Origin of the sequence: Mycolicibacter algericus DSM 45454, assembly GCF_002086455.1 — a bacterium.
Lineage (GTDB): Bacteria > Actinomycetota > Actinomycetes > Mycobacteriales > Mycobacteriaceae > Mycobacterium > Mycobacterium algericum.
Genome location: NZ_MVHC01000019.1, coordinates 21,036 through 39,291 on the forward strand (window position 1 = coordinate 21,036; position 18,256 = coordinate 39,291).

At 69.1% G+C, this 18,256-nt stretch carries 17 protein-coding genes; 3 read left to right on the forward strand and 14 right to left on the reverse strand.

All coding sequences use genetic code 11. The features are described 5' to 3' along the window. Positions 1 to 50: 50 nt before the first annotated feature. From clpC1 to ftsH, 14 genes are all read right to left on the reverse strand, one after another. Complete coding sequence (clpC1, locus tag BST10_RS16070) at positions 51 to 2,567, reverse strand: ATP-dependent protease ATP-binding subunit ClpC (protein WP_083038981.1); 2,517 nt, start codon at positions 2,565 to 2,567, stop codon at positions 51 to 53. A gap of 290 nt (positions 2,568 to 2,857) precedes the next feature. Further along, positions 2,858 to 3,193 (reverse strand): histone-like nucleoid-structuring protein Lsr2, encoded by a 336-nt coding sequence (gene lsr2 / locus BST10_RS16075; RefSeq protein ID WP_041318978.1) that lies wholly within the window; start codon positions 3,191 to 3,193, stop codon positions 2,858 to 2,860. Between the two features lie 117 nt (positions 3,194 to 3,310). After that, on the reverse strand, positions 3,311 to 4,846 hold the full coding sequence (gene lysS, locus BST10_RS16080) for a lysine--tRNA ligase (protein ID WP_205277433.1): 1,536 nt from the start codon (positions 4,844 to 4,846) through the stop codon (positions 3,311 to 3,313). A gap of 30 nt (positions 4,847 to 4,876) precedes the next feature. Then, positions 4,877 to 5,686: a type III pantothenate kinase gene (locus BST10_RS16085; protein ID WP_083038983.1), complete on the reverse strand. Its 810-nt coding sequence runs from the start codon at positions 5,684 to 5,686 to the stop codon at positions 4,877 to 4,879. 2 nt (positions 5,687 to 5,688) lie between these two features. Continuing rightward, positions 5,689 to 6,105, reverse strand: a complete 417-nt coding sequence (panD, locus tag BST10_RS16090; protein ID WP_013830813.1) for an aspartate 1-decarboxylase — start codon at positions 6,103 to 6,105, stop codon at positions 5,689 to 5,691. Continuing rightward, on the reverse strand, positions 6,105 to 7,055 hold the full coding sequence (panC, locus tag BST10_RS16095; RefSeq protein ID WP_013830814.1) for a pantoate--beta-alanine ligase: 951 nt from the start codon (positions 7,053 to 7,055) through the stop codon (positions 6,105 to 6,107). Before panC ends, panD begins: the two co-directional genes overlap by 1 nt. Then, positions 7,052 to 7,954 carry a Rossmann-like and DUF2520 domain-containing protein gene (locus BST10_RS16100; RefSeq protein ID WP_013830815.1) on the reverse strand — a complete coding sequence of 301 codons (903 nt, stop codon included), beginning with the start codon at positions 7,952 to 7,954 and terminating at the stop codon, positions 7,052 to 7,054. Before BST10_RS16100 ends, panC begins: the two co-directional genes overlap by 4 nt. 123 nt (positions 7,955 to 8,077) lie before the next feature. Beyond that, positions 8,078 to 9,568: a DUF6779 domain-containing protein gene (locus BST10_RS16105; RefSeq protein ID WP_083038984.1), complete on the reverse strand. Its 1,491-nt coding sequence runs from the start codon at positions 9,566 to 9,568 to the stop codon at positions 8,078 to 8,080. Positions 9,569 to 9,711: 143 nt separating this feature from the next. Further along, the gene (locus BST10_RS16110; protein ID WP_083038986.1) at positions 9,712 to 10,197 is read right to left on the reverse strand and encodes a DUF3180 domain-containing protein; all 486 of its coding nucleotides are present in this window, start codon (positions 10,195 to 10,197) and stop codon (positions 9,712 to 9,714) included. After that, a complete protein-coding gene (gene folK / locus BST10_RS16115) occupies positions 10,197 to 10,718 on the reverse strand; it encodes a 2-amino-4-hydroxy-6-hydroxymethyldihydropteridine diphosphokinase (RefSeq protein ID WP_013830818.1) in 522 nt (173 codons plus the stop codon). The genes BST10_RS16110 and folK overlap by 1 nt, the downstream gene beginning before the upstream one ends. A 21-nt stretch (positions 10,719 to 10,739) precedes the next feature. Then, complete coding sequence (gene folB / locus BST10_RS16120) at positions 10,740 to 11,129, reverse strand: dihydroneopterin aldolase (protein ID WP_013830819.1); 390 nt, start codon at positions 11,127 to 11,129, stop codon at positions 10,740 to 10,742. After that, positions 11,122 to 11,970, reverse strand: coding sequence for a dihydropteroate synthase (folP, locus tag BST10_RS16125; RefSeq protein WP_083038988.1), 849 nt, complete (start codon positions 11,968 to 11,970; stop codon positions 11,122 to 11,124). The genes folB and folP overlap by 8 nt, the downstream gene beginning before the upstream one ends. After that, positions 11,967 to 12,545, reverse strand: coding sequence for a GTP cyclohydrolase I FolE (gene folE / locus BST10_RS16130; protein WP_041318987.1), 579 nt, complete (start codon positions 12,543 to 12,545; stop codon positions 11,967 to 11,969). Before folE ends, folP begins: the two co-directional genes overlap by 4 nt. A 16-nt stretch (positions 12,546 to 12,561) precedes the next feature. Next, on the reverse strand, positions 12,562 to 14,931 hold the full coding sequence (gene ftsH, locus BST10_RS16135; RefSeq protein ID WP_083038990.1) for an ATP-dependent zinc metalloprotease FtsH: 2,370 nt from the start codon (positions 14,929 to 14,931) through the stop codon (positions 12,562 to 12,564). 148 nt (positions 14,932 to 15,079) lie between these two features. On the opposite strand from ftsH, the gene BST10_RS16140 reads away from it, so the two are divergent. Genes BST10_RS16140 through BST10_RS16150 form a run of 3 tightly spaced genes read left to right on the forward strand, consistent with a single transcriptional unit; the run spans position 15,080 to position 18,254 of the window. Beyond that, positions 15,080 to 16,054, forward strand: a complete 975-nt coding sequence (locus tag BST10_RS16140; protein WP_013830823.1) for an alpha/beta fold hydrolase — start codon at positions 15,080 to 15,082, stop codon at positions 16,052 to 16,054. Further along, positions 16,054 to 17,238, forward strand: coding sequence for an LLM class flavin-dependent oxidoreductase (locus BST10_RS16145; RefSeq protein ID WP_083038992.1), 1,185 nt, complete (start codon positions 16,054 to 16,056; stop codon positions 17,236 to 17,238). Before BST10_RS16140 ends, BST10_RS16145 begins: the two co-directional genes overlap by 1 nt. Beyond that, positions 17,238 to 18,254 (forward strand): zinc-binding dehydrogenase, encoded by a 1,017-nt coding sequence (locus BST10_RS16150; RefSeq protein WP_083038994.1) that lies wholly within the window; start codon positions 17,238 to 17,240, stop codon positions 18,252 to 18,254. Before BST10_RS16145 ends, BST10_RS16150 begins: the two co-directional genes overlap by 1 nt. Positions 18,255 to 18,256: the final 2 nt, after the last annotated feature.

Genomic DNA, 18,256 nt, shown 5'->3' on the forward strand with positions numbered 1-18,256 from the left:
AAAGCCCCCAATTCCTCACGGAAAAGGGGGCTTTCGCGACTGCTCGGCGACTATTCGGCCGGCGCGCCTGCCTGAGCGAGGTCCGCCGCCGGCTTCTGGCTGCCGACGAAGGTGAACACCGCGTCCTCCTGCGGACCCTCGCCGTCCCAATTGTCGACGTCGACGGTCACCAGCTGGCCGGGGCCGAGCTCCTCGAACAGGATCTTCTCGGAGAGCTGGTCCTCGATCTCGCGCTGGATGGTGCGCCGCAGCGGACGCGCCCCCAGCACCGGGTCGAAGCCGCGCTTGGCCAGCAGCGACTTGGCCTTGTCGGACAGCGCGATGTCCATGTCCTTGGCCTTGAGCTGCTTGGCCACCCGGCCGATCATCAGATCCACCATCTGGATGATCTCTTCCTTGGACAGCTGGTGGAAGACGATGATGTCGTCGATGCGGTTGAGGAACTCCGGGCGGAAGTGCTTCTTGAGCTCGTCGTTGACCTTGAGCTTCATCCGCTCGTAGTTGTTCTCCCCGCCGCCCTGGGTGAAGCCCAGTCCGACCGCCTTGGAGATGTCGGAAGTGCCCAGGTTGGAGGTGAAGATCAGCACGCAGTTCTTGAAGTCCACCGTGCGACCCTGACCGTCGGTGAGCCGACCGTCCTCGAGGACCTGCAACAGCGAGTTGTAGATCTCCTGGTGCGCCTTCTCGATCTCGTCGAACAGCACCACCGAGAACGGCTTGCGCCGCACCTTCTCGGTCAGCTGGCCGCCCTCCTCGTAGCCGACGTAGCCCGGAGGGGCCCCGAACAGCCTAGAGGCGGTGAAGCGGTCGTGGAACTCGCCCATGTCGATCTGGATGAGCGCATCGTCGTCGCCGAACAGGAACTCCGCCAGCGCCTTGGACAGCTCGGTCTTACCGACACCGGAGGGACCGGCGAAGATGAACGAGCCGGACGGCCGCTTGGGGTCTTTCAACCCGGCACGGGTGCGGCGGATCGCCTTCGAGACGGCGTTGACGGCATCCTTCTGCCCGATGATCCGCTTGTGCAGCTCGTCTTCCATCCGCAGCAGGCGGGTGGTCTCAGCCTCGGTCAGCTTGAACACCGGGATGCCGGTCCAGTTGCCCAGCACCTCGGCGATCTGCTCGTCATCGACTTCGGCCACGACGTCGAGATCCCCGGCGCGCCACTGCTTCTCACGCTCTGCGCGCTGGGCGACCAGTTGCTTCTCGCGGTCGCGGAGGCTGGCGGCCTTCTCGAAGTCCTGCGCGTCGATCGCGGACTCCTTCTCGCGGCGCGCGTCGGCGATCTTCTCGTCGAACTCGCGCAGGTCCGGCGGCGCGGTCATCCGGCGGATCCGCATCCGTGCACCGGCCTCGTCGATCAGGTCGATCGCCTTGTCCGGCAGGAACCGGTCGTTGATGTAGCGGTCGGCCAGGGTGGCCGCGGCCACGATCGCCGAGTCGCTGATCGAGACCCGGTGGTGGGCCTCGTAGCGGTCCCGCAGGCCCTTGAGGATCTCGATGGTGTGCTCCACGGTGGGCTCACCGACCTGCACCGGCTGGAACCGGCGCTCCAGCGCGGCGTCCTTCTCGATGTACTTGCGGTACTCGTCGAGGGTGGTGGCGCCGATCGTCTGCAGCTCGCCGCGCGCCAGCTTGGGCTTAAGGATCGAGGCCGCGTCGATCGCGCCCTCGGCCGCGCCGGCGCCCACCAGGGTGTGCAGCTCGTCGATGAACAAGATGATGTCGCCGCGGGTGTTGATCTCCTTGAGGACCTTCTTCAGCCGCTCCTCGAAGTCACCGCGGTAGCGGCTGCCGGCGACCAGCGAACCCAGGTCCAGGGTGTAGAGCTGCTTGTCCTTCAGCGTCTCGGGGACCTCGCCGGCCACGATCGCCTGCGCCAGCCCCTCCACCACGGCCGTCTTGCCGACGCCGGGCTCACCGATCAGCACCGGGTTGTTCTTGGTGCGCCGGGAAAGCACCTGCATGACCCGCTCGATTTCCTTCTCCCGGCCGATCACCGGGTCGAGCTTGCCCTCCATGGCCGCGGCGGTCAGGTTGCGGCCGAACTGGTCGAGCACCAGCGAGGTGGACGGCGAGCCGGACTCTCCGCCCCGGCCGCCGGTGCCGGCCTCGGCGGTCTCCTTGCCCTGGTAGCCGCTCAGCAGCTGGATGACCTGCTGGCGCACCCGGGTCAGGTCGGCGCCCAACTTGACCAGCACCTGTGCCGCGACGCCCTCGCCCTCACGGATCAGGCCGAGCAGGATGTGCTCGGTGCCGATGTAGTTGTGGCCGAGCTGCAACGCCTCACGCAGACTCAGCTCGAGCACCTTCTTGGCGCGCGGGGTGAACGGGATGTGCCCGGACGGCGCCTGCTGGCCCTGGCCGATGATCTCCTCGACCTGGCTGCGCACCCCCTCCAGGGAGATGCCCAGCGACTCCAGCGACTTGGCGGCCACGCCCTCGCCCTCGTGGATCAACCCGAGCAGGATGTGCTCGGTCCCGATGTAGTTGTGGTTGAGCATCCGCGCCTCTTCCTGCGCGAGGACGACAACCCTGCGGGCCCGGTCGGTAAATCTTTCGAACATCGGTGTTTACCTGCTCTCCCTCACCATCGGTACTTGGTCGGCCTCGGCTCGGCCGCGCGCACCTGCCGTCCACTGTAGTGGGCGGCCGAGCGCGCTGGGACCTGCCGTGCAATGCGTACCGATATCGACTACCTGCGGGTGGCAGACCCCGAAAGGCCTGGCACCTGATGCAAGGGAGCAACGGCGCGACCCCCGAATACGTTCCGCCGGGTCACCGGGTTCGCCAGCAGCGAAAACCGAAACTATGCGGCGGTTCCAGCTTCGCTAAACCGCCGGGGCCGGTGGCAACTCTAAGTGGCGGCGTGAAATGCGTCGATGATGTCGGCCGGGATACGGCCGCGGGTCGACACGTTGTGGCCGTTGCGGCGAGCCCATTCGCGGATCGCGGCGCTTTGTTCCCGGTCGATCGCCCCGCGGCGGGCGCCGCCGGCCCGTCCCCGCCGCCGGCCGCCGACCCGACGGCCCGCGTCCGCCCACTTCTTCAAGTCGGAGCGCAGTTTCGTGGCATTCTTGGTTGAAAGATCGATCTCATAGGTCACCCCGTCCAGCCCGAATTCGACTGTTTCGTCGGCGGCACCCTCACCATCGAAATCATCGATCAAGGTGACGGTCACTTTTTTCGCCATCGGTACCCCTAAGTTAGCTTTCCTGCGCGCAAACTGTGCGCAAAGCCGTATTCGACCTCGCGGACCAATGTGCCATAAAAATACGCCTGCTTCAACACAACAGCCGTCGTCAGGAGTTCAGTTGCCGTGGCGCCGAACAATCGGGAACAAAACGGTGTCCCTAATTGACAGGCCCGTCAAGACCATCAGCAGGCGATCGATGCCCATTCCGGTGCCGGTGCAGGGTGGCATCGCGTGTTCCATCGCTACCAGGAAGTCTTCGTCCAGTGCCATCGCCTCGTCGTCGCCGGCCGCCGCGGCGCGCGCCTGATCCTCAAAACGCGCGCGCTGCACCACCGGGTCGATGAGTTCGGAGTAGCCGGTGGCCAGTTCGACCCCGCGCATGTAGAGATCCCACTTCTCGGTGACCCCGTCGATACTGCGGTGTTGCCGCGTCAGCGGAGTCGTCTCAACCGGGAAGTCCCGCACGAACGTGGGCGCACTCAGGGCATTACCCACGGCATGTTCCCACAGTTCCTCGACCAGCTTGCCGTGTCCGTAGCCGCGGTCGGTGGGAATCTCCACACCGAGCCGGTCGGCCACCGCCCACAGCCGATCCGCAGAGGTCGCCGGGGTGATCTCCTCGCCGATCGCGTGCGACAGTGACGGGTACATCTCCACCGTCGCCCATTCGCCGTCAATGTCGTAGGTGCTGCCGTCGGGCAGTGGTAGTCGGCGGGTCCCGATCACCTCGTCGGCGACCTCTTGAATAATCTCCCGCGTGGCCACGGCCGAGTCATCGTAGGTGCCATAGGCCTGGTAGGTCTCCAGCATCGAGAATTCGGGCGAATGCGTAGAATCGGCGCCTTCGTTTCGGAACACCCGATTGAGTTCGAAGACCCGCTCGAAGCCACCGACAACACAGCGTTTCAGGAAAAGCTCAGGAGCGATTCGCAGGTAGAGGTCGACATCGAGTGCGTTCGAATGCGTGACGAACGGTCGGGCCGCCGCCCCACCGGCCAATGTCTGCAACATCGGCGTTTCGACTTCGAGGAATCCGCGACGTTCCAAGGCGGAGCGAATGGCTCGAATCACCAGGATCCGCTGGCGAGCCACGATCCGCGCCTCCGGCCGGACGATCAGGTCGACGTAGCGCTGCCGGACCCGCGACTCCTCGCTCATCTCCTTGTGCGCGACCGGCAACGGCCGCAGCGATTTCGACGCCATCTGCCACGAGTCGGCCAACACCGACAGCTCGCCGCGGCGGGAGCTGATCACCTCGCCGTGCACGTGGACGATGTCGCCCAGGTCGACATCGGCCTTCCACGACTCCAACGGCTGTTCGCCGACGCTGGCCAGGCTGATCATCACCTGCAACTGGGTACCGTCGCCCTCCTGCAGGGTTGCGAAACACAGCTTTCCGGAGTTGCGGGCGAACACCACCCGACCGGCCACGCCGACAACGTCGCCGGTTTCGGTGTCGGCGGCGAGGTCAGGGTAGGCGGCCCGGATCTGGGCGAGCGTGTGGGTGCGGTCCACCGCCACCGGATAGGGATCGCGGCCCTGGGCCAGCAACCGCGCCCGCTTGTCGCGGCGAATGCGGAACTGCTCGGGAAGGTCGGGGTCCTCGGGGTGCGACAGCTCTGGGGTGTCGGGGGTATCGGCGGAGCTCACGACGTGCCAGCTTAATCAACCGGCGGGCGCTCAGCGCGCCGGCCGCAGCCTGCCCCGCTGACTGTCCCGGTTGCGCTCGAACACCAAGCGCAAACCGTCCAGGGTGAGATTGGCGTCGTAGTGGTCGACCGTCTCCAGATCGGCGAGCAACTCACGCGCGGTGTGCCCGGTGGCCACCACGGTGGCGTCGGCCAAGCCCGGCGTATCGTCGCGGACCCGGCGAACCAGCCCGTCGACCAGTCCGGCGAAGCCGAACACGGCGCCGGCCTGCATGCATTCGACGGTGTTCTTGCCGATCACCGAGCGCGGCCGGGTGAGCTCGACCCGACGCAACCCCGCAGAGCGGGCCGCAGCGGCATCCGAGGAGATCTGAACACCAGGGGCTATCGCGCCGCCCAGGAATTCGCCCTTGGCCGACACCACGTCGACGCAGATCGACGAACCGAAGTCGACGACGATCGCCGCCTTGTTGAACTTGTGAAAAGCAGCGAGGCAGTTGACGATCCGGTCGGCGCCGACTTCCTTGGGATTGTCGACCAGCAGCGGGATCCCGGTACGCACTCCCGGTTCGATCAGCACCGACGGCACCGAGGGCCAGTATTGATCGAGCATCACTCGCACTTCGTGCAGCACCGACGGCACGGTGGACAGCGCCGCAGCCCCGGTGAGCTGTTCGCCGTCGTCACCGATCAGTCCGTCCAGGGTCAGCGCCAGCTCGTCGGCGGTGATCTCCGCCTCGGTGCGGATTCGCCACTGCTGCACCACGTTTCCGTGCTCACCCGAACCGGCCAGCAGGCCGATCACGGTGTGGGTGTTTCGGACGTCGATCGCCAGCAGCACAGCTACCCCACGCTTCTCGGTGAGAGCAGGTCGGCCACGTCGTCGGGCACGAAGGCGGGGTCGTCACCCAGATCCACCTGCTTGTTGTCGGAGTCGACGAACACGATCCGCGGCCGATACCGGCGGGCCTCGGCGTCCTCCATGGTGCCGTAGGCGATCAGGATCACCAGATCACCCGGATGCACCAGATGCGCTGCGGCACCATTGATTCCGATGACGCCTGTCCCCCGCTCGCCGGTGATGGCGTAGGTGACCAGTCGAGCGCCGTTGTCGATGTCGACGATCGTCACCTGCTCGCCCTCGAGCAGGTCGGCGGCGTCCATCAGGTCGGCATCGATGGTCACCGATCCGACGTAGTGCAGGTCGGCGTGGGTCACCGTGGCGCGGTGAATCTTCGACTTGAGCATCGTCCGAAACATCAATTCCTCCGGTTTTGTGCGGCGGGATATCCATCCGAACCGACCGACGTGTCGTCGGCGGGAAATCCGAGTGTTATGGCGGCGTTGTCGATCAGTCGGGTCGCTCCGAGCCGGGCGGCGATCAGCAGCCGCGCCTGCCCTTCGGCCGGCGCGGGCCCGAGGTCGACGCCGCGCACCTGCAGGTAGTCGACATCGACCGCCGGAACCGCGGAGAGCACCGCGCCGGCGGCGTCGAGAGCCGCGGTCGCCCCGGCCGATGCGGCGCGCTCACCGGCGGCCAGCGCCGCCGACAACGCCGCCGCGGCCTCGCGCTGCGCCGGGTCGAGGTAGCGGTTGCGCGACGACAGCGCCAGGCCGTCTGGCTCACGCACCGTCGGCACCCCCACCACGGTCACGTCGAGATCGAGGTCCGCGACCATCTGGCGCACCAGCACCAGCTGCTGATAATCCTTTTCGCCGAGGAACGCCCGGTCGGGCCGCACGATCGACAGTAATTTGGCGACCACGGTGAGCATTCCGGCGAAATGCGTCGGGCGCGCGGCACCTTCGAGCTCGGATCCCAGCGGGCCCGGGTGCACGGCGGTGCGCGGCCCGTCGGGATACATCGCGGCGGCGGTCGGGGCGAAGACCAGCTCGACACCCGCAGCGCGCAACAGGGCCAGGTCGTCGTCCAGGGTCCGCGGATAGGCCTCGAGATCCTCGCCGGCGCCGAACTGCAGTGGGTTGACGAAGATCGACACCACCACAACGGCGCCCGGCACCTTGCGGGCGGCACGCACCAACGCCAGGTGGCCGTCGTGCAGCGCGCCCATGGTCGGCACCAGCATCACCCGACGGCCGGTCGAGCGCAGCGCCCGGGTGACGCGGGCGATCTCGTCCGGCCGGGCGTAGACGTTGAGCTCACCGGCGGCGAAGGTGGGCTGCGCGCCCCGGGCAGCGTTGGGGATCACCGGGCCAGCACCGCCAGCACGTCCTCGGCGGCGCCGGCGCGGCGCGCGGTGCGCAGCGCGTTGCTGCGGTAGGCCTCGGCCAGCTCCGGGTCCACGCCGGTCAGCGCCTCGAGGTGGCGGGCCAAGGTGGCCGCGTCGCCACGGGCCACCGGCCCGGTCAGCGCGGCCCGGCCGTCTCGCAGGGTGTTGGCCAGCGCAGCCCGCACCAACGGCCCCAGCACCCGTTCGGCAACGCCGTCGGGGTCGGGTACCTCGGTGGCGCCCAACCGGCCGGGCAGCGCCGCCCGCAGCGCCGCCAGCGCGTCGTCGATCACGGTGACGACGTGGTTGCCGCCGTGACAGAGCGCGGCGTGATAGAGCGTGCGGACGGTTTCGTCGACCCGGAACGGCTCGGCGCCGATCTCCAGCGTCAGCGACTCGCCGATGGCATAGCCGATCTCGTCGGCGGCGGTGATGCCGAAACAGCTGTCGGTCAGCCGGTCGATGTCCTCGTCGGCGCCGGTGAACGTCATCGCGGGGTGGATCGCCAACGGCAAACAGCCCTGCTCGGTCAGCGGCGCCAGCACGCCGATCCCGGTGGCACCGGAGGTGTGCACGACGATCGTGCCGGCGCGTACCGCACCGGTGGCGGCGAGGCCGGACACGATGCCGGCCAGTTCGGTGTCGGGCACCGCCAGCAGCAGCAATTCGGCATCACCGGCGACATCGTGGGCCGGACGCACCAAGGTGTCGGGCAGCCGCCGGGCAGCGCGCTGCCGCGACGCCTCGGAGATGGCGCTGCACGCCACCACGACGTGGTCGGCGCGCTCCAAAGCGATACCCAACGCGGTGCCGACCCGGCCTGCCGAGATGACTCCCACCTTGAGTCGGGCGGGCCGCAGTCCGTCGAACTGCACCATGCAGACGACCTCACAGGTTCTCTTGGTTCGTTCCAGTCCCGCGTTGCGGGTACCGGACGGTCGGGCAGAGTCTATCCCGATCGGCCCTGGCCCGGAGAGTGACGTTGGTCGCAGCCGCGGCCGCTATTCCTCGCGGCGGCGACGCCGGCGCCCCTCGGTCGGGGTTGCCTGCAGCCGGGCCAGCAGTTCGGCGACCGACTGCCCGCCGGTGTTCGGGGCGGCCTCGGTTCCCGGCTCAGCGCCGGTGGAATGCCGTGCCGAGCGACCCGGGGCGCTCCCGGGCGCCGACTCCGGCTGGGCATGGCTGCCGACCGGCTCCGCCGAGTGCCGGGAGCGCGCCCGCCGACGCCCCTCCCCGTCGTGGCGGGCCCGCTCGGCGCCGTTGACCGGGCCGTCTGCCAGTGTGCCCGGCCCCGCGTGACGGCCGTGCCGCGACGGCGCTTCGGCGCTGCGTTCGGGTGCGGCCGCCACCGCGTCTTCGCCGGCATGCCGGGGTTCGGCGGCGCCGTGCCGGCCGGAGTCCGCGGCAGTGGGAGGAGTCTCCGCGGACCAGTTGCTGCCCGGCGAGCCCGGGGGCAGCCACTCGCCCTCGGCGCCAACCGGTTTCCACGCCGGTTCTGAAGCCGGTGGCGAAGCCGGCGGTCCCGCCACCCAGGGCGGCGGCGGTGGCGCGGCCGGAGGTGGCGTCGGCGGCGGGGCGGGCTCGCGACGGGACTCGGCTTCCCTGCGGGGCTCGGGCGGGACGAACGGCTGCGGGGGCTGCGCCCAACGGCCAGCGGGCTGCTGGACCTCCTCCGCGGGGTGACGCTGGACCGCCTCCTCCGCGGCTCGACGGGCGCCGCCATCCTCCGCGGCTCGGCGCGGCGTCTCGTCGGCGGCCCGGCGATGCGAACCGCGGTAGGTCGGCTCGGCAGGCGGCGGCTGCGAGGTCTGCGACGGCTGGGGCGGCTGATATGTCTGATGCGCCGCCGGCGTGGGGATTCCACCGGTCGGGATCCCCACCTCCGGAACGTCGATGATCGGGCTCTCGGTGGTTTGGGTGACCGGATCCTCGGGGTAGTAGGCCGCAGCGGCCGGAGTGGCGCGCGCGCCGTCGGACTCCCCACCCGAGCGGGCCCAGTCGCTGTAGGCACGAATAGTCGTGCGCGCAGAGGAATCAGTCTCCAGCGCCGGCCGGTGACTCAGGTCGGAGTCGAAGAGGATCTCCAGGTTGGTCCGCAGCGCGGCCAACTCGGCTCGCAGCGCGGCGACCTCGTCGGCGGCCTGCGCCCGCAGCTCCGAGGCCAGCTCACGGCGCAGCTGCGACTCCACCGTCAGCTCGTATTCACGCCGCGCCGAGATCTCGCGATCCAGCTGCAGGTCGTAGACCAGCTTCAGGTCCCGGGCCCGGGCCTGGTCGACGTCGCTTTGCCGCCGGTAGATCACCGACACAAACGCCGCCGCGACCGCCGCCCACAGCGCCACGATGACCGCGAGCTTCAGCAGTTCCACCCGACTGGTGAACACCAATGCCGAACTCGACGCGATAGCGAGGATCAGCAAGGCCGTCATCAGCGTCCAGCCCGGCCTGCGACCGCCACGCCGACCCGGGGCGCGGGACAGGACCGAATTCATCTGCGCCGCTCCACCTCGTCGCCTCGTCCCCCTCGCCGCTGCGCGGACGGGGGCGCCCCAGCGCGTCCGCATCGTTGCCGACACGCATTGCCCGACTGTACCTGTACGAGGTCACTCCGCGTGTCGCCCTGCTCCGGCGATTCTCACCCCGGCTGATTTCCGGTCAGCTGCCCGGACTGTCCGGGGTCCTGCGGCGACTTGCAGCAGTTCTGCAACCACAGCGCAGCGATGAGCAGTGCCAGTGCACTGACCGCGGCGACCACCGCGCCTCCGGTGTCCTCGGCGGCGACGTGCAGCGCGGCGCGGCGCGGCAACAGGTAGCCCAGCACACCGAGCCAGAAGCCGAGCACCAGCGCACCCATCCAGGCCGAGGCCTTGGCGACCACCACGGTGCGCGCCACCGCCAGCGGGTGCAGCCACCCGGGCCCCACGCCGATCTGGCCGTCATCGATCTTCTCCCGGACATACCGGCCCCAGGCCGCCTCGGCGATCGCGGCCACCAGCAGCGATATCCCGGTCCAGGCGGTGATCGGCGGGAACCATCGGTACAACAGCGGAACCGCCAGGTAGCTGAGCACCGCAGCGGCGACCACGCCTGCGGTGACGTCTCGTTTACGGGTCGGGCCCATCAGCGCTGCAGCACCAGGTCGGTCAGCCGCAGCGAGGTGCGGTCGGCGGGTTCCAGTTCGTCCAGCAGGCCCGCCACCGCGCACTGCCGGCCGGCCACCGTCAGCTGCGCCTCCGGCTCGACCGCCAGCCACGGAACCATGACGAACGCGCGCAGATGCGCCAGCGGGTGCGGCAGTGTCAGCCCGTCGTCGCGGGAGAACAGCTCCGCGCCCCCGGGTTGTTCGCGGCAGCTGATCACGTCGACGTCGAGGGTTCGCGGGCCCCAGCGTTCGCCACGGACCCGGTCCGCCGCCTGTTCCAGGTCCTGTGCGCGGTGCAGCCAACCGTGTTTGTCGACGGCCGGATCCTCCACGATCAGCACCGCGTTGAGGAAGCGACCCTGATCGACCCCGCCCCACGCTTCGCTCTCGTAGACCCCGGACACCTCGCGGACCGCCGTGCCGAAGCCGTCGACGGCCGACTGCAACCTGGCCAACCGATCACCCAGGTTGGATCCGATGGAAAGCACCGCTTCAGTCATCGGCGCCGCTCCTCCTCACACTCATGCCGGGACCACCGTCCCGCGCCGGTCGCGTCGTGATCGCCGCGCCACCACCGCGACGTCGGCAAAGGTCAGCGGGATCGGGGCGTGCGGCTTGTGCAGCGTTACCTCCACCGCCTGCACCCGCGCATCGGCCATGACCTCGTCGGCTATCTCGGCGGCCACGGTCTCGATGAGGTCGCGGGCCGGCCCGGCGATGATCTCGGCGGCGCGCTGCGCCAGTACCCCGTAGTCGTAGGTGTCGGCCAGCGCGTCGCTGGCGGCCGCGACCGACAGGTCCATCCACACCGTGATGTCAACGATGAAGTCCTGGCCGTCGGCCCGCTCGTGGGCGAATACGCCGTGGTTGCCGCGAACCTTCAGCCCGCGCAATTCGATCCGGTCAGTCATCGCTCGTGCCTCCTTGCGACCCGGCTGCGGTCCAGGCGTCGACGACCCTGAGCGCGTCGACCGAGGCCCGCACGTCGTGCACCCGCACGCCCCAGGCGCCGTGCAGGCCGGCGAGCGCGGAGATGACCGCGGTGGCGGTCTCCCGCTCGTCGGGCGGCCGCGGCGCACCGTCGGCTCCAGCCAGCAGCGTACCGAGAAACCGTTTGCGCGACGCTCCGACGAGCACCGGTATGCCGATGCCGACCAGCTCTGGCAGCGCCTTCAACAGGGTCCAATTGTGTTGCGCCGTTTTGGCGAATCCCAGCCCGGGGTCGATGATCAACTTCGTCGGGTCCACACCGCCGGCGACCGCGGCGTCGACCGAGGCGAGCAGGTCGGCACGCACCTCGGCGACGACGTCACGGTAGCCCGGAACGCGATGCGGATGCCCGGGATCGACCGGGCGCCAGTGCATCAGCACCCAGCCGGCACCCGAGGCGGCCAGCAGCGGCGCCATCGCCGGATCGGCCCGCCCTCCGGAGACGTCGTTGACGATCTCGGCTCCGCAGTCCAGCGCGGCCCGGGCGACGGCTGCGTTCATCGTGTCGATACTGACGGTAATACCCTGGGCTGCAAGTTCTCTCACAACGGGAACGACCCGTTGCGCTTCTGCCCGCGGATCGGCACGCACCGCGCCGGGCCGGGTCGATTCACCCCCGACGTCGATGATCGCAGCCCCCTCAGCCACCAGTTCCAGACCGTGCGCCACGGCACGGTCGGCGTTCAGGTAGCGCCCGCCATCGGAGAACGAGTCGGCGGTGACGTTGACCACCCCGACGACCTGGGCGCATGTCGGGTTCACTTGCGCCGGATGAGTTCCAGGGCTTCGGCGCGCGACGCGCTGTCGGACTTGAACTGGCCGCGCACCGCCGACGTCGTGGTGATCGCACCGGGCTTGCGCACCCCCCGCATCGCCATGCACAAGTGCTCGGCCTCGACCACCACGATGACCCCGCGCGGGTTCAGTTTGCGCATCAGGGCGTCGGCGACCTGCCCGGTCAACCGCTCCTGCACCTGCGGCCGCTTGGCGTAGAGGTCCACCACCCGCGCCAGCTTGGACAAACCGGTGATCCGGCCGTCGTCGCCGGGGATGTAGCCGACATGAGCGACGCCGTGAAAGGAGACCAGGTGGTGCTCGCAGGTCGAGTACAGCGGGATCTCCTTGACCAGCACCATTTCATCGTGCTGTTCGTCGAAGGTGGTCTCCAGCACCGTGTCCGGGTCGGTGTAGAGCCCGGCGAACATCTCCTGGTACGCCCTGGCCACCCGCGCCGGGGTGTCGACCAGACCCGCCCGGTCCGGATCTTCGCCGACCGCGTACAGCAGTTCGCGCACCGCGGCTTCGGCGCGCGCTTGATCGAAACCTGTTGAGGTCATCGCCGATCCCACTCTCTCAGTCGCCGGACGGCGGTTCGGACCTGTTCTTCTCAGTGCCGCGCTGGTGGCCGTCGCCCTCGCCGGGCGGCGCCGCCGGCGCCGGCGGGGGTGCGGGGTAGGGCTGATACGGCGGGTAGGGCTGCGCCGGCGGGTAACCCTGCTGCGGCCACTGCTGCGGCGGGTACCAGTAGCCGGAGTGCGGCTGCGGCTGCGGCTGCTGCTGCTGGGGAGGCGGCGGCCAGCCCGGCGCATGCCAGCCCGCGGGGGCACCATAGTCCGGCTGGGTTCCCGCTCCGGCGTCACCGGCGGGCACGCCGTTGCTGCCGTTGGTACCGGATTCGCCCGCCCGGGCCGCCGCCTCGCGCGTCGCCTGGGCGATGGCGGCCTTGAACGCCGGCTCGGGCCGGGGCTGCGGCCACGGTTCACCACGCTCGATGGCCAGCTCACCGGGAGTCTTGATCGGCGGCTTGTCGGACGGGACCCGGCCGCCGAAGTCGTCGAACATGGTCAGCCGTGGTCGCTTGGCCACGTCACCGAAGATCTTCTCCAGATCGGCGCGGTGCAGCGTCTCCTTCTCCAGCAGTTCGCCTGCCAGCGTGTCGAGCACGTCGCGGTATTCGGTGAGGATCTCCCAGGCCTCGGTGTGGGCCGCCTCGATGAGCTTGCGCACTTCGTCGTCGATGTCGCGGGCCACCTCGTGGGAATAGTCCGGTTGAGTCCCCATGGTGCGCCCCACGAACGGGTCACCGTGTTCGCTGCCGTAGCGCACCGCGCCGAGCTTGGCGCTCATGCCGTACTCGGTGACCATCGCCCGGGCGACCTGGGTGGCCTTTTCGATGTCGGAGACCGCGCCGGTGGTCGGCTCGCGGAACACCAGTTCCTCGGCGGCACGCCCACCCATCGCGAACACCAACTGGGCGATCATCTCCGAGCGGGTGCGCAGTCCCTTGTCCTCTTCGGGCACCGCCACCGCATGCCCGCCGGTGCGGCCGCGGGCCAGGATGGTGACCTTGTAGACGGGGTCGATGTCCGGCATCGCCCACGCCGCCAAGGTGTGTCCGCCCTCGTGGTAGGCGGTGATCTTCTTCTCGTGTTCGCTGATGATCCGGCTCTTGCGCCGCGGGCCGCCGATCACCCGGTCGACGGCCTCCTCCAGCGCCGCGCCGGTGATGACGGTGCCGTTCTCCCGTGCGGTCAGCAACGCCGCCTCGTTGATCACGTTGGCCAGATCGGCGCCGGACATGCCGACGGTGCGCTTGGCCAGCCCGTCCAGATCGGCGTCCGGCCCGATCGGCTTGCCCGCCGAATGCACCCGCAGCACCGCGCGCCGGCCGGCGATGTCGGGGTTGGTCACCGGGATCTGGCGGTCGAACCGGCCGGGCCGCAGCAACGCAGGGTCGAGGATGTCGGGCCGGTTGGTCGCTGCGATCAAGATGACGCCGGCCCGCTCACCGAACCCGTCCATCTCCACCAGCAACTGGTTGAGGGTCTGTTCGCGCTCGTCGTGCCCGCCGCCCATGCCGGCGCCCCGCTGCCGCCCGACCGCGTCGATCTCGTCGACGAACACGATGCAGGGGCTGTTCTGTTTGGCCTGCTCGAACAGGTCGCGCACCCGGGAGGCACCCACACCGACGAACATCTCCACGAAATCCGAGCCGGAGATGGTGAAGAAGGGCACACCGGCCTCGCCGGCCACCGCCCGGGCCAGCAGCGTCTTGCCGGTGCCGGGCGGGCCGTAGAGCAGCACACCCTTGGGGATCTTGGCGCCCAGCGCCTGATACCGGCCCGGGTTCTGCAGGAAGTCCTTGATCTCGTAGAGCTCCTCGACCGCCTCGTCGACGCCGGCGACGTCGGCGAAGGTGGTCTTGGGCATGTCCTTACCCAGCTGTTTGGCCCGCGACTTGCCGAAGCCGAAGCCCATCCGGGCACCGCCCTGCATGCGGGAGAACATCACGAACAGGCCGATCAGCAACAACATCGGCAGCATGTAGATCAGCAGCGTGCCCAGCATGCTGCCCTGGTTGACGACGGTGTTGATCTCCGCCTTCTGCTTGGTCAGCGCGGTGTAGAGCGGAACCGCGTACCCGGTCGGGTACTTCGCTATCAGCTTGTCGACCTGCTCGGACTTGCCCGATCTGGCGGCCTTGTCGTCCTTGTCGGAGAGCTCGACGCTGGTGAGCGGGTTCTTCAGCACCAGCCGCAACTGTTGCTCGCGGTCGTCGAGCTGGGCGCTCTTGACGTTTCCGCTGTGGATCTGGGCCACCGCGACCGAGGTGTCGACCGGTTTGTATCCGCGGGTGTCGTCACTGAAATAGAAGAACGACCAACCGAGCAACAGCACCACGGCGATCGCGGTGACGGTGCGGATCACGTTTTTGCGATTCATCAGACATCGGCCGAACTCGGCCCAAATCCTTCCAGTACATGCAGCTGGGCATGTTCAGGCTACCGCCCCGGTCGTCCGGCATGGGTTGGAGCTGGCCGGACCCGGCAATCCCTTCTCCGCCCGGGACCGGTTGTGCTTTGGTGGGACGGTGGCCAACCAAACCGAACGTCTCGTCGACACCAACGGCGTGACCCTGCGGGTCACCGAAGCGGGCGAATCCGGCGCCCCGGTGGTGTTGCTGGCACACGGCTTCCCGGAACTGGCCTACTCGTGGCGACATCAGATTCCCGCGCTGGCCGACGCGGGCTTTCATGTGCTGGCCCCCGATCAGCGCGGCTACGGCGGTTCGTCGCGGCCGGAGGAGATCGCGGCCTACGACATCGCGGCGCTCACCGGCGACCTGGTCGGTCTGCTCGACGACGTCGGGGCCACCCGTGCGGTCTGGATCGGCCACGACTGGGGTGCGCCGGTGGTCTGGAGTGCCGCGCAACTGCACCCCGAGCGGGTGGTCGCTGTGGCGGGGCTCAGCGTGCCGCCGGTACCCCGCCCGCAGGCCCCGCCCACCGAGGCGTTCCGCAAGATCTTCGGCGAGAACTTCTTCTACATGCTCTATTTCCAGCAGCCCGGTGTCGCCGACGCCGAACTGGGCTCCGACCCGGCTCGCACCATGCGCCGGATGATGGGCAGCCTGAGCCCGGGCGATCATGACTCGGCGATCCGGATGACCGCTCCCGGCCCGGCGGGTTTCATCGAACGGCTGGCCGAACCGGCCGCACGGCCGGACTGGATCAGCGCCGACGAACTGGACCACTACATCGCCGAGTTCACCCGTACCGGTTTCACCGGCGGGCTGAACTGGTATCGCAATCTCGACCGCAACTGGGAGATCATGGCCAATCCACCTGCTGCCACCATCGACGTTCCAGCACTGTTCATCGCCGGGTCCGCTGATCCGGTGCTGAGCTTCACCCGCCGGGATCGGGCCAGTGAACTGGTCACCGGGCCCTACCGCGAGGTGATGATCGACGGCGCCGGTCACTGGCTGCAGCAGGAGCGGCCCGACGAGGTCAACGCCGCGCTGCTCGAGTTTCTGGCGGGCCTGCCGGCCGGAGCCGTGTCGTGATGGCCGCGCCGCTGCGCTTCGGGGTTTTCATCACCCCGTTTCACGCGCTGGGCCAGTCGCCGACGGTCGCACTGGAATACGACCTTGAACGGGTGGTCGCGCTGGACCGGCTGGGGTTCGACGAGGCCTGGTTCGGCGAGCACCACTCGGGTGGCTACGAGCTGATCGCCTGCCCGGAGGTGTTCATCGCCGCGGCCGCCGAACGCACCAAGCACATCCGGCTGGGCACCGGCGTGGTCTCGCTGCCCTATCACCACCCGCTGATGGTCGCCGACCGCTGGGTACTGCTGGACCACCTGACCCGGGGCCGGGTGATGTTCGGCACCGGACCGGGCGCGCTGCCCACCGACGCACACATGATGGGCATCGATCCCGTCGAGCAGCGCCGGATGATGCAGGAGTCACTGGAGGCGATCCTTGCGCTGTTCCGCGCCGAGCCCGGCGAGTTGGTCACCCGCCATTCGGACTGGTTCACGCTGCGTGACGCCGCGTTGCACATCCGGCCCTACACCTGGCCGTATCCGGAGGTCTCGACCGCGGCGATGATCTCGCCGTCCGGACCGCGACTGGCCGGCGCACTGGGCACCTCACTGCTGTCGCTGTCGATGTCGGTGCCGGGCGGCTTCGCCGCGCTCGAGAGCGCTTGGCAGGTGGTTTGCGACCAGGCCGTCAAGGCCGGCCGCGACGAGCCGGACCGTGCCGGCTGGCGGGTGTTGAGCATCATGCACATCGCCGACACCCGCGAACAGGCGGTGGCCGACTGCACTTACGGCCTGCAGGATTTCGCGAACTATTTCGGCGCGGCCGGGTTCGTTCCGCTGGCCAGCGAGGTCGAGGGCTCGCCGCAGACCCCGACCGAGTTCGTCGAGGCCTATGCGGCGGCGGGCAGCTGCTGCATCGGCACCCCCGACGATGCCATCGAGCACATCACCGACCTGCTGGAGCGCTCCGGCGGGTTCGGCACCCTGCTGTTCCTGGGACACGACTGGGCCTCGCCGGAGGCGACCTACCACAGTTATGAGCTGTTGGCCCGCAAGGTGATTCCCCACTTCAAGGGCCAACTCGCCGCGCCTCGGGCGTCACACGAGTGGGCCAAGGGCATGCGTGACACGTTGTTCGGCCGGGCCGGCGAGGCGATCAAGAACGCCGTGGTGGAGCACGCCGCCGAGTCCGGACCGCGGTGATGCGCGCCGCGGTGCTGCGCGACGGGCGGATGGTCTACCGCGACGACGTGCCGGAGCCGACGCCGGGCCAGGGTCAGGTGCTGGTCGAGGTGTTGGCCTGCGGCATCTGCGGATCCGACCTGCACTTCGCCGCGCACGGCGAGCAGGTCCTGGCCGCGACCCAGGCCATGTCCGGCACCCCGGCCGCCGAGACCGCCGTCGACCTGGGCGCCGACATCTTCATGGGCCACGAATTCAGCGCTCGGGTACTGCAGGCCGGTCCCGACACCGACACCTTTCCCGCCGGCACGCCCGTCACGTCGATTCCGGTTCTGCTGGCCGCCAAGGGTATTGAACCGATCGTCTACTCCAACGCCACGGTGGGCGGTTATGCCGAGAAGATGTTGTTGTCGGCCCCGCTGCTGGTGCCCATCCCGAACGGGCTGGACCCCCGGCACGCCGCGCTGACCGAGCCGATGGCGGTGGGACTGCATGCGGTCAACAAGTCCGGCATCACGCCCGGCGATACGGCGCTGGTGCTGGGCTGCGGCCCGATCGGGATTGCGATCGTCGCCGCACTGCGAACCCACGGCGTGGAACACATTGTGGCAGCGGACTATTCACACGCCCGGCGCGACCTCGCGACGGCGATGGGCGCGCATCGGTCACTCGACCCGGCCGATGGTTCTCCGTTCGACACGGTCACGCCGAAGGTGGTCTTCGAAGCGATCGGCGTGCCCGGCATCATCGACGACGTGCTGCGGCGCGCGCCGGTCGGGGCCCGGCTGGTGGTCGCGGGAGTGTGCATGCAGCCCGACACCGTGCACCCGTTCTTCGGTGTCGCCAAGGAGATCAACGTGCAGTTCGTGTTGGCCTACGAGCCCGCGGAGTTCGCCGCGTCGCTACAGGCGATCGCCGAGGGCCGGATCGACGTGGCACCGCTGATCACCGGCGAGGTCGGACTCGACGCCGTGGGGACGGCATTCGACGATCTGGCCGACCCGGACCGGCACTGCAAGATCCTGGTCACACCCTGAAG

Coding starts and splice junctions, on each gene's coding strand:
- panD (WP_013830813.1), bottom strand. CDS start 6,105: ATGTTTCGGACGATGCTCAAGTCGAAGATTCACCGCGCCACGGTGACC.
- clpC1 (WP_083038981.1), bottom strand. CDS start 2,567: ATGTTCGAAAGATTTACCGACCGGGCCCGCAGGGTTGTCGTCCTCGCG.
- folB (WP_013830819.1), bottom strand. CDS start 11,129: ATGACTGACCGGATCGAATTGCGCGGGCTGAAGGTTCGCGGCAACCAC.
- folK (WP_013830818.1), bottom strand. CDS start 10,718: ATGACTGAAGCGGTGCTTTCCATCGGATCCAACCTGGGTGATCGGTTG.
- BST10_RS16105 (WP_083038984.1), bottom strand. CDS start 9,568: ATGAATTCGGTCCTGTCCCGCGCCCCGGGTCGGCGTGGCGGTCGCAGG.
- BST10_RS16150 (WP_083038994.1), top strand. CDS start 17,238: ATGCGCGCCGCGGTGCTGCGCGACGGGCGGATGGTCTACCGCGACGAC.
- BST10_RS16100 (WP_013830815.1), bottom strand. CDS start 7,954: ATGGTGCAGTTCGACGGACTGCGGCCCGCCCGACTCAAGGTGGGAGTC.
- BST10_RS16110 (WP_083038986.1), bottom strand. CDS start 10,197: ATGGGCCCGACCCGTAAACGAGACGTCACCGCAGGCGTGGTCGCCGCT.
- lsr2 (WP_041318978.1), bottom strand. CDS start 3,193: ATGGCGAAAAAAGTGACCGTCACCTTGATCGATGATTTCGATGGTGAG.
- ftsH (WP_083038990.1), bottom strand. CDS start 14,931: ATGAATCGCAAAAACGTGATCCGCACCGTCACCGCGATCGCCGTGGTG.
- BST10_RS16145 (WP_083038992.1), top strand. CDS start 16,054: ATGGCCGCGCCGCTGCGCTTCGGGGTTTTCATCACCCCGTTTCACGCG.
- folE (WP_041318987.1), bottom strand. CDS start 12,545: ATGACCTCAACAGGTTTCGATCAAGCGCGCGCCGAAGCCGCGGTGCGC.